Origin of the sequence: Corallococcus llansteffanensis (assembly GCF_003612055.1) — a bacterium.
In the GTDB taxonomy this organism is placed as follows: domain Bacteria; phylum Myxococcota; class Myxococcia; order Myxococcales; family Myxococcaceae; genus Corallococcus; species Corallococcus llansteffanensis.
This window is the reverse complement of sequence record NZ_RAWB01000011.1, coordinates 35,924-45,383: the sequence shown is the minus strand read 5'-3', so window position 1 is coordinate 45,383 and position 9,460 is coordinate 35,924. Positions and strand designations below refer to the sequence as shown.

Below are 9,460 nucleotides of genomic sequence, written 5' to 3'. Positions count from 1 at the left end.
AACGCGGGGGGTGGGCCGGACACCTGGACGTCAGGTGCCGGTGGCGGCCACCGGTTCGGACGGCAGGTGCGGCTCGATGAGGCCGAACCCGCCTTCCTTGCGGCGGTAGACGATGGACAGCGCCTGCGACTGCTGGTTCTGGAAGACGTAGAAGTCGTTGTTCATCAGGTTCATCTGCATCACCGCGTCGTCCACCGACAGCGACTGGATGGCCAGGTGCGTGGTGCGCACCAGGCGCGCGATGCCTGCCTCGGCCGCCTGCGCGGTGTCGGTCCGGGACCCGGCGGTGACCGGCGTCACCGGCGTGACGGACGCCTCGGAGGCCTCGGTGGAGTCCAGGGACTCGGAGACCTCGAAGACGTCGTGGCGGACCTTCAGCGTGTTCACCAGGTCCTGGCGGTGGTGGACCTTCTCCTTGCCGTGGTGCGACTTGAGCTTGTCGCGGTAGCGGCGCAGCTGGCGCTCGATCTTGTCCATCGCGAGGTCGATGGACGCGTACATGTCATCGCTCTTCTCACGCCCCCGGAGGATCCAGGCGCCGGAGTGGATGGTGATGTCCGCGTGGTGCAGGTGCCGCTCCAACGACAGGACCACGTGGGCCTCTCCAGCCCGGTCCAGCAGTCGGTTCACCCGATCGACCTTTTCACGGGCGTACTCCTTCAGGGAATCCGACGCTCCGAACTGACGGAAGGTGATGTTGAGCTGCATGCGTGGCCGCCTCCTAGGGAGAGAGGTAAGCTCCGTCACAGATCAGAGACGGAGCCCACGCCGAAAGCAACCCGTCCCTCCAGGTTGGCATTTCCTGTCGACGACACGCGCTCGCGCAAGCGACCGCCAGAGGACACGTCTTGTGTCCGCTGCCCACCACGAGAGCGGGATTCCGACCCGGGCCCCATTTTCCTGTCCGGGACCTCGCGGAATCCCCGCTTCATGCCAGCAGCATGCCGCCCGTGACGCCCAGGATGTCGCCGGTGACGAAGCGGGACTCGTCGCAGGCGAGGAACACGTAGGAGGGCGCCAGCTCCGCGGGCTGTGCGGGTCGGCCCGTGGGGTTGCTCTTGCCGAACTCCTTGACCTTCTCCCCGTCGAAGGACTGCGGGATGAGCGGCGTCCACACGGGCCCGGGCGCCACGGCGTTGACGCGGATGCCGCGGCTGATGAGCTCCTGGGACAGGCCCTTGGTGAAGGCGACGATGGCGCCCTTGGTGGTGGCGTAGTCGAGGATGTTGGGCGAGGGCTGATACGCCTGGATGGACGCGGTGTTGATGATGGTGGAGCCCTCCTTCATGTGCGGCAGCGCGTAGCGGACCAGGTGGAACATCGCGAGGATGTTGACGCGGAAGGTGCGCTCCACGCGCTCGGCGTCCAGCTCCTCGAACTTCTCCACCGACTTGCCCTGGTAGGCCGCGTTGTTGACGAGCACGTCGATGCGCCCGAAGCGCTTCACCGTGTCCTCCACCAGCTTCTTGCAGGTGGCCTCCAGCGCGATGTCGCCCGCGAGCGCCAGCGCCTGCCGGCCGGACGCCTCCACCACGCGGCGGGTGTGGTTCGCGTCGTCGCTCTCGTTGAGGTAGGCGAACGCCACGTCCGCGCCCTCGCGCGCGAAGGCCAGGCACACCGCGCGGCCAATGCCGCTGTCGCCTCCGGTGACGAGCGCGACGCGGTCCTTCAGCCGGCCCAGGCCCTTGTACGACTGCTCGCCGTAATCGGGCTCCGGAGACATGGCGCCCTCGTGGCCGGGCGCGGGCTGTGTCTGCTCCGGGAAGGGCGGCTTGGGGCCAGCGCTGCGGGGATCGGGGTTGCGGGCCATGGGCTTGCTCCGTGAGGGAAAAAGGTTCCCTCACGGTGGAGCCGCTGGCGCGGAGCGGCAATGACGCCAGGTGCGCCTGCCCGCCCGCTTCAAGGCACGGCGTCAGGGCACCACGGAGACCAGGAAGTCCTGTGAGTGGAAGATGCCGCCGTCGCACGACGCCACGCCCACGCACTCGCGCACGACGCCGGCCAGGTCCGCGCCCAGGGTGAGGGTGTGGTTCGCCTGCGGGGTGTTGGGCGGCACCGTGATGCTCACCTTCCCCCCCTCCTGCGTGGCGGTGAGGTTGGTGGGCGCCCGGCCGCCCTCGCGGAAGAGGACGACCTCGATGGGGCCGGGCACCTCCGTCGCCGGCTCCCAGAGGAACGCGTAGGTCTGCCCCACGCGCAGCCGGTCCGCGGTGCCCTCCCCCTGGAACGTGAACTGACGCTTGGCCTTGGCGCCCTGGAGCACGAGGCGCACGGTGTGGGTGGCGTCCTGGAGCTGCACGATGATGTCGCCCACCGGCTCACGGCCCCAGGCGGCCGGGTCGTAGTTGAAGAAGGCGCGGCTGTTCTCGCACGTGTCCGCCCGGCCCCCCACGTCCGACGCGCCGCCCGGCACCAGCGTCATGGGCTCGCCGTTGAAGGTGGCCGTCACGTCGTCGGCGAAGCGGGAGCACGGGGCGCCGTCCTTCGACACCGAGTAGCTGACGGTGAAGCGGTGCGCGCCCTGCGCGTCCGGTGTCACCACGTCGTCCACGTCCGCCAGCGCGTAGGTGAGCGTGCGGTCCGACATCTCCGCGAGCGACATGACCTTCGTCTCGCCGCCGCTACAGCCGATGAGCGACACGAGGGTTCCAACCACACCGAGGACCCGGATTCCACCCACGGTCCGACGCGCGAAGAGCACAGGAAGGGACATAGCGCGGCAGACCCTATCACTCCCGCGCGAGCAGTCCGGACAGACGCTGCTTCACGGCCGGCCACTCGGTGTCGAGCACGCTGTAGTACGCGCTGTCGCGCACGATGCCGCCGCGCACCAGCATGTGGTTGCGCAGGATGCCCTCGAACGTGGCGCCCAGGCGGGCGATGGCCGCGCGCGAGCGCTCGTTGCGTCGGTCCGTCTTCAGCTGGACGCGCATCACCGACAGGGTCTCGAAGGCGTGGCGCAGCAGCAGGTACTTGCACTCGGTGTTCACCCGCGAGCGCCACACGCGCCGCCCCAGCCAGGTGGAGCCGATCTCCAGCGTGCGGAAGTCGCGTTGAATCTCCAGGAAGCGCGTGGTGCCCACCACGTCCCCGCTCTCCTGCTCACAGATGGCGAAGGGGCGCTCCGTGCCCGCGTCCGCCGCCCGGAGCGCGACGGCGACGTAGTCCGCCACGTCGGCTTCCGTGCGCAGCACACGCGAGAAGTGCGCGAACAGCTCCGGCTCGCAGAGCGCCGTGAGCGCGGGCACGTGGGCCGTGGACAGGGGCACCAGCCGCACCGCCGTCCCCTCCAGGGTGACGGGCGGAACGACGAGGGGCACGGGGTCGCGGCGGGGGACCTCGGCGTCGGTCGGGGGCAGGGAGTCCGAAGGGTTCATGGACCCGCTTCATGCCCCACTTCGGCCCTGACGTGCAGGGCCGGAGCGCGACCTTCGCTAGTAGTAGCGCTTGCGCTTGCTGCTGGGGAGGATGCCCAGCACCTCGCGGTACTTGGCCACCGTGCGCCGGGCGATCTCCGTGCCCTGCGAGCGCAGGAGCTCCACCAGCTTCTGGTCCGAGTACGGGTTGCGCGAGTCTTCCTGCGACACGAGCTGCTTGATGTGGTGCTTCACGGCCTCGCTGGCCGTGTCCTCGCCAGACACGCGCGAGATGGACGAGTTGAAGAAGTACTTCAGCTCGAAGATGCCCTGCGGCGTGTGCACGTACTTGCTCGTCGTCACGCGGCTGACGGTGGACTCGTGCATGCCGATGTCCTCCGCCACGTCGCGCAGGATGAGGGGCTTCAAGTGCGCGATGCCCTTGTCCAGGAAGTCCTTCTGGAACTTCACGATGCTCTCGGTGACCTTGTAGATGGTCCGCTGCCGCTGGTGGATGGAGCGGATGAGCCACATCGCGCTGCGCAGCTTGTCCTGGATGAAGTCCTTCGTCTGCCCGGGGCTCACCGCGCCGTTCTTCAGCGCGTTCCGATACATGCCGGAGATGCGCAGCTTGGACAGGCCGTCGTCGTTGAGGACGACGGTGTAGTCCTCCTCGCCCAGCTTGTAGACGAAGACGTCGGGGGTGATGTACTGCGCGTCGTCCCCGCTGAAGTTGCGGCCCGGCCGCGGGTCCAGCTTCGGCAAGAGCCGCGCCGCCGCCACGACCTCGTCCAGGGTGACCTTGAGGTCCTTGGCGATGGCCGGCAGGTTCTTGGACTCCAGATACTTCATGTGACGCTTGATGATGAGGCCGAGCAGCGCGGCGCTCGGGTCCTTCATCGCCTGCAGCTGGATGAGCAGGCACTCCTGCAGGTCGCGCGCACCGCAGCCCCGGGGCTCCAGGTTCTGGATGCGGCGCAGGGTGCGCTCGGCGACGTGCATGGGCACGTCCGCCTCGTTGGACAGGCGGATGAGCGGGTCGCCTTCGATGTCCGGGAGCTTGAGGTAGCCGTCGTCGTCCAGGTTGCCCAGGATGAGCACCGCCACGCGGCGCTCGGCCTCGTTGAGCCGCAGCGTGCCCAGCTGCTCCTGGAGGTGGTCGACCAGGTCCTCCTTCTTCACCATGTTGGCTTCGAACGACGGCAGGTCGTCCGTGGCCACGTTGCCCTTGTTGGAGGCGGTGGTGGGCTCGTTGAACTGGTAGCTGTTGAGGTAGGCCTCCCAGTCGATCTCCGGGGGGCCCTCGCCGTCCGCCTTGAACTCCTGGGCGGTCTCCGGGTTGGCGGAGGGCATGTCGCCGTCGCGGACGGCCTCGGCGTTGTCGGCCTCCAGCGAGGCCTCGCCCGGCTCCTTCTCGCTCACCTCACCCGGCATGCCCTCTTCGGGCTGCTCCAGGAGCGGGTTCTGCTCCATCTCCTCGCGGACCTGGTCCAGGAGCTCCATTCGCGAGAGCTGGAGGAGCTTGATGGCCTGCTGCAGCTGGGGCGTCATCACCAGCTGCTGCGCGAGCTTCAGGCTCTGTTTGAGTTCCATCGCCATGAGGGGGCGTCTCCAGAAGACGGGCATGCCACTTGAATGGAGTTTCCAATCAAGGACCGTGCCAACCTAACAAGGACCCTCGGCCACGTCCAGTGCCCCCCTGCGTGGTTCCTGGATTGCATTGTGAGAAATCCGCAAGAAATCCAGAAGGTTGCCGTAACCCCCGCCTGCCTGCCCGATGTTCAAACGTCGACGCAAAACCGGGGCCAACTTCACCCGGAGCAGCTGGAGGCATACGGGGAGGCTGGATTGTCAGGGCGCCTGGAGACGGAAACGGTCTCCCAGGTAGACGGCTCTGGCGCGGGCGGACCCGGCGATCTGCGCGGGGGTGCCCTCTTCGAGGATCTGCCCCTGTGCGATGATGTAGGCCCGGTCACAGATGCCCAGGGTGTCCTGGACGTTGTGGTCGGTGATGAGGATGCCCAGGCCCCGCTCGCGCAGCAGGTGGATCTGCCGCTGGAGGTCGCCCACGTTGATGGGGTCCACGCCGGCGAAGGGCTCGTCGAAGAGGATGAAGCGGGGGGCGGGGATGAGGCTGCGGGCGATCTCCGCGCGCCTGCGCTCGCCGCCGGAGAGCGTCTCTCCCCAGGACTCGGCCACGTGGGTGAGGCCGAACTCCTCCAGGAGGGTGTCGGCGCGCTTCTCCCGCTCCGCGCGGCCGAGCCCCTTCTGGAGTTCCAGGACGGACAGGAAGTTCTGGCGCACCGTGAGCTTGCGGAAGACGGAGGCCTCCTGTGGCAGGTAGCCCACGCCCCGGCGCGCGCGGCGGTGCATGGGCAGGTGGGTGAGGTCCTCATCGCCCACACGCACGCGGCCCGCGTCCGGCGTCACCAGGCCCACCACCATGTTGAAGCTCGTCGTCTTGCCGGCGCCGTTGGGGCCCAGCAGGCCCACCACCTCGCCCGGGGCGACGTTGAAGGAGACGGCCTGCACCACCTGGCGGCGGCGGAAGGCCTTCTGGAGCCCTTCCGCGTAGAGCTTCGCGCCATCGCTCATGGGGCGGTGCCTGCGCCGGGCTTGGGCGTCGCGGGGGTCTTCTTGCGGGTGCCGGGGACGGCGGTGGAGTTCGGGGACTCCACGAGGATGCGGGCGTTCTCCACCTCCACGCGCTCGTTGCCCAGGACGAGGCGCACCTTGGTGCCGGTGACGTAGGTGTTGCCCTGGCGGGCCTCCGGGGAGCCCGTCACCACCAGCACGCCGGACGGGACGTCGTAGTCGGCGCGCTCGCCCCGGGCCTGCCGGTCGCCATCCACGGCGCGCACGTTGCCGGCGCACACCACGCGCGTCACCTGGCGCGGCTGGTTGTAGTAGGCGGTCATCTTGTCGCAGCGGATGTCCATGGTCTGGTGCTTCACCCGCACGTTGCCGGTGAGCACCGCCTGGGCACGGTCGCCGGTGACGTGGTCCGCGGAGAGGTCCACCGGGTTGCGCAGGTCCACCGGGGCCAGCGACGCGCCCGGCGCGGGAACCGGGGCTGGCGGCGTGCCCGCGTCGAGGGGCTTCGGGGCACCGGGCTTCGGCGTCACGGAGCCGGGCTTCGGGGCCACGGCCTGCGTACCCGGAGCCGTGGGCTGCGCCGCCTGCGCGGGCGTCGGCTGGGCCAGGAACAGCGCCATCACGAGGAACTCAATCACTGCGTCGCTCCACCCAGCACGGTCTCGACCGCGCCCTCGAAGGTGAACGTCTCGTCCGGGGCGGACAGCACGAAGCGGTCCGCCCGCATCTGGTAGTCGGGGCCCTTCACCGTCACGCCCTCCTCGCCATGCGCCCGCTGCACCGTGGCGTCGTAGGTGAGCCTCGGCGTGCGGGCCACCATGCCGTCACCCGTGCGCACGACGACGCCCCCGGTGCCCACCCACTGTCTGGACGCGAGGCTGCCGTCCATATTCGGCGCGGTGATTTCCGTGCCGCTCGCCATGGGGAGGGGTGAGCCCCGCGAGCCCTGGCCGGGCGGCAGCCGGACGACAACGTCCGTGGCCTGCACCTCGCCGCCCGCGCGCCGGTACAGGACGCGCGCCGCGGTGCCGGAGACCAGCAGCTTGTCGCCTTCGAACGAGCGCAGGCGCGCGCCCTCCAGCACCACGTCCGGGCGCGGTTCGTTCGCGGCGCCCTCGGCGGGACGGCGCGGTGCGCAGGCGGTGGCGAGGAGTCCCAGGAAGCTCAAGGCAAGCAGGCGCGACACGAGATCTTCCTTATCACCGCGCCGGGGCGGCCGCTGTGTCGGCGAGGGCCGGGCGAGCGTCCTCGGGAGGACGCGTCTTCCACCGCTGGTGCATCCACACCCACTGTTCGGGCGCCCGGCGGATGGCCGCCTCGATGCGCTGCGACAGGGCGGCGGTGAGGGCCTGGACGGCCTGCTCGCGGTCCGCCACGTCCGGGCCAGGCACCTCCTCCATGGTGAGCCGGTAGCCCTTGCCCTCGCGCTGGCAGAAGCCCACCACCACCGCCGCGCCGGTGCGCAGCGCCAGGTCCGCCGCCGCGCGCGGGGTGGCGGCCAGCTCTCCGAAGAAGGGCACGAAGACGGACTGCACCCTGGTGTCCTGGTCGATGAGGATGCCCAGAATCTCCCCGCTGCGCAGGGCCCGGAGCATGGCCCGGGCCGCGCCCTCCTGGCCGCGCCAGATGCTGCGCACCCCGCCCTTCGCCCGGAAGTCCTCCACGAGCGCGGTGAGGCGCGGGTCGCTGGTCTCCTTCGCGATGCTCTGGCTGGGGTAGCCCGCCTTCGCCACGCGCCGGGCGAGCAGCTCCCAGTTGCCCACGTGGCCGGACACGAAGACGACGCCCTTCCCCTTCGCCAGCGCCGCCTCCAGCACCCGCCGGTCCTCCGGGGGCCAGGACACCAGGGTCTCCAGCCCGGCATCCAGCGCGCGCGTGGAGGCCACCTCCAGGGCGGCGGCGGCCAGGTGGCGGAAGGCGTCACGGGCGAGCGCGTCACGCTCGGCGTCGCTCCGGTCGGGGAAGGCGCGGGCGAGCGACTTGAGGGCCTTGCGCCGCTCGCCCCCGGCGATGGCGTAGGCCCAGCCGCCCAGCGTCATCCCCAGGGTGCGGGCCGCGCCCAGCGAGAGGAACTGGAGCAGGCGCAACATCCCGGCGATGAGCAGGTAGCGCAGGGTACGCTTCAGGCGCTTTGTTAGAGGAGGACGCTCCACGACGCGTCTCCATATCCCATGCGCGAATACAACTTCGACGGCCTCATTGGTCCGACCCACAATTACGCTGGCCTCTCGCCGGGCAACCTGGCGTCACAAACCCACGGGGGCCAGCCGAGCCGCCCCCGGGAGGCGGCGCTCCAGGGGCTGGAGAAGATGCGCTTCGTTTCGGAGCTGGGCGTGGGGCAGGCGGTGCTGCCGCCCCAGCCGCGTCCGTCCCTGCGCACGCTGCGCACGCTGGGCTTCACGGGCACCGACGAGGAGGTCATCACCCGCGCCGCGCGCGACGCGGAGCACCTCTTGCGCCTCACCTCCAGCGCCTCCGCCATGTGGACGGCGAACGCGGCCACCGTCGCGCCGTCGGCGGACACGGCGGACGGCCGGGTGCACCTGACGCCCGCGAACCTCACGCAGATGTTCCACCGCGCCATCGAGGCGGACACCACCCACGCGGTGCTGCGCGCCATCTTCGCGGATCCGAAGCACTTCCAGGTCCACGCCCCGCTGCCGGGCGCCGCGCACTTCGCGGACGAGGGCGCGGCGAACCACACGCGCCTCGCGACGCCGGGGCACAAGGCCGTGCACCTGCTCGCCTGGGGCCGCAGCGCGTGGCAGGACGTGAAGGGGCCCCAGCGCTTCCCCGCGCGCCAGACGCTGGAGGCAAGCCAGGCCCTGTCGCGGCTGCACCAGCTGGACCCCGCGCAGGTCGTCCTTCCGCAGCAGCATCCGGACGGCATCGACGCGGGGGCGTTCCACACCGACGTGCTCGCGGTGGGCAACGAGCGCTTCCTCATGCTGCACGCGCTGGCGTTCGTGGACCACCCCGCGCTCCTCCAGACGCTGCGCCAGAAGCTGGGGCCAGACTTCCGCTCCGTGGTGGCGACGAACGACGAGCTGCCGGTGAAGGACGCGGTGAAGGCCTATCCGTTCAACTCGCAGGTGCTGTCGCTGCCGGACGGCACCATGGCCATCATCGCGCCCATCGAGAGCCGCGAGACGCCCCATGCGCGCGCCTTCCTGGAGCGCGTCGTCGCCGAGGACAACCCGGTGAAGGCGGTGCACTACCTGGACGTCCGGCAGTCCATGAACAATGGCGGCGGCCCGGCGTGCCTGCGACAGCGCATCTCCCTGACGGACGCGGAGCGGGCCGCCATCACCGCGGACGTCTTCTACTCGCCCGCCCTGCACGAGACGCTGGCCACCTGGGTGCGGCGCCACTACCGCGACGTGCTGCGCCCCGAGGACGTGAGGGATCCGCTGCTGGCGCGCGAGACGATGACCGCGCTCGACGAGCTGACCCGCCTGCTCAAGCTGGGCAGCGTGTACGATTTCCAGCAGTGAGCCGGGCGCAAGCCT

Annotated in this window: 10 protein-coding genes; 1 reads left to right on the top strand and 9 read right to left on the bottom strand. The window is 70.2% G+C overall.

Features of this window, described 5'->3' with window-relative positions:
- Nucleotides 1-30 precede the first annotated feature (30 nt).
- The 9 genes from hpf to D7V93_RS02020 form a co-directional block, all read right to left on the bottom strand.
- Complete coding sequence (hpf, locus tag D7V93_RS02060) at nucleotides 31-708, bottom strand: ribosome hibernation-promoting factor, HPF/YfiA family (protein WP_120641731.1); 678 nt, start codon at nucleotides 706-708, stop codon at nucleotides 31-33.
- Nucleotides 709-928: 220 nt separating this feature from the next.
- Nucleotides 929-1,810, bottom strand: coding sequence for an SDR family oxidoreductase (locus D7V93_RS02055; RefSeq protein ID WP_120641730.1), 882 nt, complete (start codon nucleotides 1,808-1,810; stop codon nucleotides 929-931).
- A 102-nt stretch (nucleotides 1,811-1,912) separates the two neighbouring features.
- On the bottom strand, nucleotides 1,913-2,656 hold the full coding sequence (locus D7V93_RS02050) for a hypothetical protein (RefSeq protein ID WP_147451008.1): 744 nt from the start codon (nucleotides 2,654-2,656) through the stop codon (nucleotides 1,913-1,915).
- Nucleotides 2,657-2,729: 73 nt separating this feature from the next.
- A complete protein-coding gene (locus D7V93_RS02045; RefSeq protein ID WP_120641728.1) occupies nucleotides 2,730-3,377 on the bottom strand; it encodes a GNAT family N-acetyltransferase in 648 nt (215 codons plus the stop codon).
- A gap of 57 nt (nucleotides 3,378-3,434) precedes the next feature.
- The gene (gene rpoN / locus D7V93_RS02040) at nucleotides 3,435-4,955 is read right to left on the bottom strand and encodes an RNA polymerase factor sigma-54 (RefSeq protein WP_120641727.1); all 1,521 of its coding nucleotides are present in this window, start codon (nucleotides 4,953-4,955) and stop codon (nucleotides 3,435-3,437) included.
- A 252-nt stretch (nucleotides 4,956-5,207) separates the two neighbouring features.
- Nucleotides 5,208-5,951, bottom strand: coding sequence for an LPS export ABC transporter ATP-binding protein (gene lptB / locus D7V93_RS02035; RefSeq protein ID WP_120641726.1), 744 nt, complete (start codon nucleotides 5,949-5,951; stop codon nucleotides 5,208-5,210).
- Entirely contained in the window at nucleotides 5,948-6,589 is a 642-nt protein-coding gene (locus D7V93_RS02030; protein ID WP_120641725.1) for an LptA/OstA family protein, read from the bottom strand. The genes lptB and D7V93_RS02030 overlap by 4 nt, the downstream gene beginning before the upstream one ends.
- Nucleotides 6,586-7,137 (bottom strand): LptA/OstA family protein, encoded by a 552-nt coding sequence (locus D7V93_RS02025; protein WP_120641724.1) that lies wholly within the window; start codon nucleotides 7,135-7,137, stop codon nucleotides 6,586-6,588. The genes D7V93_RS02030 and D7V93_RS02025 overlap by 4 nt, the downstream gene beginning before the upstream one ends.
- 13 nt (nucleotides 7,138-7,150) lie before the next feature.
- Complete coding sequence (locus tag D7V93_RS02020; protein WP_120641723.1) at nucleotides 7,151-8,104, bottom strand: lysophospholipid acyltransferase family protein; 954 nt, start codon at nucleotides 8,102-8,104, stop codon at nucleotides 7,151-7,153.
- Between the two features lie 18 nt (nucleotides 8,105-8,122).
- Between D7V93_RS02020 and astB the strand changes: the two genes are divergently transcribed.
- Nucleotides 8,123-9,445: an N-succinylarginine dihydrolase gene (gene astB, locus D7V93_RS02015; protein WP_120641722.1), complete on the top strand. Its 1,323-nt coding sequence runs from the start codon at nucleotides 8,123-8,125 to the stop codon at nucleotides 9,443-9,445.
- Nucleotides 9,446-9,460: the final 15 nt, after the last annotated feature.

What these genes read in the sequence shown, in the direction of transcription:
- hpf (WP_120641731.1), bottom strand. Translation starts at nt 708, where the DNA reads ATGCAGCTCAACATCACCTTCCGTCAGTTCGGAGCGTCGGATTCCCTG.
- D7V93_RS02055 (WP_120641730.1), bottom strand. Translation starts at nt 1,810, where the DNA reads ATGGCCCGCAACCCCGATCCCCGCAGCGCTGGCCCCAAGCCGCCCTTC.
- D7V93_RS02045 (WP_120641728.1), bottom strand. Translation starts at nt 3,377, where the DNA reads ATGAACCCTTCGGACTCCCTGCCCCCGACCGACGCCGAGGTCCCCCGC.
- rpoN (WP_120641727.1), bottom strand. Translation starts at nt 4,955, where the DNA reads ATGGCGATGGAACTCAAACAGAGCCTGAAGCTCGCGCAGCAGCTGGTG.
- lptB (WP_120641726.1), bottom strand. Translation starts at nt 5,951, where the DNA reads ATGAGCGATGGCGCGAAGCTCTACGCGGAAGGGCTCCAGAAGGCCTTC.
- astB (WP_120641722.1), top strand. Translation starts at nt 8,123, where the DNA reads ATGCGCGAATACAACTTCGACGGCCTCATTGGTCCGACCCACAATTAC.